The organism is Halobacillus sp. BBL2006 (assembly GCF_000786645.1).
GTDB lineage: Bacteria > Bacillota > Bacilli > Bacillales > Halobacillaceae > Halobacillus.
On the sequence record NZ_JRNX01000344.1, the window covers coordinates 1 to 2,548 of the forward strand.

A 2,548-nucleotide genomic window follows, 5' to 3' on the forward strand; every position below is an offset into this window, starting at 1 on the left:
CTTCTCTTTTTATTTCTATTTTTCAAATGAGCCACTCCGTAAAAGATCATCAGGATCAGCACACCTTTTAAAGCTAATAAGAGAACTTGATCATTGAAAAGTAATTCATCTTGTGAGTAAAGGGAAAGGATAAGATGCGAACTCAAAGTGCCTATGGCATTCATAAAAAGCCACATCCCGATCAGTCCCTCTGTGTCTGGACAAAAGTATTTCAATAAAATAATAACCCCAATCAATCCCAGTTGGATGCCGGGAAGTTCAAGCCATACCGGATTAACGATGAAAAATAGTTGGACTGAAGTGTAACCAAGACTTAATACAAATGGCCAAAAGTGTTGAGTCCACTCTCGTTTCCTTCCAGTCCAAAAAAGAAGACCAAAAGCACCTAACATTCCAATATGAAGGTAGAAGTGTTGCTCAGTATTCCAAAAGGACACAGAATATGTACTCATGCTTACCCCAGTAAAAAGGAGCAGTCGAAGTCGTAATGATATTTTCTGTAAAAAGAAATATCCAATAATGCTTATTGTCCAGGCATACCAATAAAACATCGCTGTCATGCGATCATCTCCTTCCCTCCCTATTATAGGTAGTAGATGAAAGGTTTAAACGAGTCCATAAAAAAAAGCCTATGACCACAGTCACAGGCTCTTTTCGATTCTTTGTTCTTTCCATTCTTTTGTTCGCCCATATAAGACATAAGGCTTTCCATAAAAATCTTTAACATGTGAGACATTTAGGAGCATCATAGCCACCTTAATTTCCTGGTGAATATGATGAATTTCCGAAATAAGCTCATCATTGCCCTCTTCTAAAAGAACCCGCAAAAGATTGCCTGCCATTCCGAATGCTTTACTACCAAGTACCATAGCCTTCACTCCATCAAGACCATTACGGATTCCTCCAGAACCAATAATATGAAGATCTTGATGGGTTGCAGCTGAATGGGAAGCTTCTAAAATTGAAAGTGGCGTCGGGATCCCCCAGTTATTGAAAGAGGAGAGCTGTTTGTTGCGCCGTTTGTTCTCCACCCTTGAAAAGTTTGTACCTCCAAGACCGCCTACATCAATATATCTCACCCCTAGATCATATAGCTGGTTTATGGTTTCTTTAGACATCCCATAACCGACTTCCTTAACGATAACGGGTACTTCCACACGCTGGATGATCTTTTCTATTTTTCTTAATCGAGTCGTAAAATTACGATCGCCTTCTGGCATAATCATTTCTTGTAGTGTGTTAATGTGAATCTGTAAAGCGTCAGCTTTGAGCATATCTATGGCTCTATTTGCTTGTTCAACGTCAGCTTCACTTCCTACATTAGCAAAGATGACACCTTCCGGATTTACGTCGCGTACAATTTGATAAGTATTTCTTTCTTCAGGATTTTTTATCGCTGACATCTGGGAACCAACAGCCATACCGATACCCGTCTCTCTTGCCGCCAACGCCAAATCACGGTTGATTTGCTCAGTCTTTTTTCCACCACCACCGGTCATTGCATTAACAAAAAGAGGGGAACTTAAATTAAGTTCCCCTACTCTCGTTTCTATGCTCAATTGATTAAAATCCAGCGTCGCTAGACTCTGGTGAACGATATCCACATCATCAAAATGATTGTGAAAATCACGTTCATGACCCAAGGCATGGTGGATATGATCAATTTTCCTCTCAGACCTTGTCATATCCATCATCCAATCATTATTTTTTATATTTATCTAGTTTGTCACCAATCATGTCACTAAGAGAGAAGCCTGAATTGTCATCTTCTTTCTCGTACTGTTGGATTTCTTGACGAGCCTCATCACGCTCTAGCTCTTTCATACTTAAAGAAAGACGCTTCGCATTTTCATCCACATCAAGAACTTTTACTTGAACCTCTTGACCTTCATCCAGGACTTCTCCAGGTGTCCCGATATGACGATTTGAAATTTGGGAAATGTGAACGAGACCTTCAACCCCAGGAAAAACCTCAACAAAAGCACCAAAGCTTACCAAGCGTCTTACAGTTCCTTCTAAGACTTCACCTTGCTTTACTTTGTTTTGAATATCGTGCCAAGGTCCAGGTTGAGTCGCTTTTAATGAAAGAGAGATTCTCTCATTATCACGATCGACGGAAAGCACTTTTACTTTGACCGTTTGTCCCTCTTCTACAACATCAGATGCTTTTTCTACATGCTGATGTGAAAGTTGAGAGATATGTACAAGTCCGTCAATCCCTCCAAGGTTAACAAACGCACCAAAGTCGGTTAGACGCTGTACTGTTCCCTCGATTACTTGACCTTCCTCCAAAGAGTGTAGGACTTCTTGTTTTTTAGCAGACTCTTCTTGTTCTACGACTGCGCGGTGAGACAGGATAACACGATTCTGTTCACGATCCAGCTCTACAACTTTAAGGGATAGGTTCTTACCTTTGTAGTCTTCAAAATCTTCTACATAATAGGTTTCAACTAAGGATGCTGGAATAAATCCACGGAGACCGATATCAACGACAAGACCGCCTTTTACAACGTCTTTGACTTCGGCTTCAAAAATCTCTCCGCTTTCG

Annotated in this window: 3 protein-coding genes; all 3 read right to left on the reverse strand. The window is 40.5% G+C overall.

Annotation, left to right across the window (positions count from 1 at the left end; translation table 11 throughout):
• On the reverse strand, positions 1-560 hold a 560-nt coding region (locus tag LD39_RS10885), incomplete at its 3' end, for a hypothetical protein (RefSeq protein ID WP_035546203.1).
• Positions 561-641: 81 nt separating this feature from the next.
• A complete protein-coding gene (gene fni, locus LD39_RS10890; RefSeq protein ID WP_035546205.1) occupies positions 642-1,685 on the reverse strand; it encodes a type 2 isopentenyl-diphosphate Delta-isomerase in 1,044 nt (347 codons plus the stop codon).
• Between the two features lie 16 nt (positions 1,686-1,701).
• A partial coding sequence (gene rpsA, locus LD39_RS10895) for a 30S ribosomal protein S1 (protein WP_035546207.1) occupies positions 1,702-2,548 on the reverse strand: 847 nt, incomplete at its 5' end.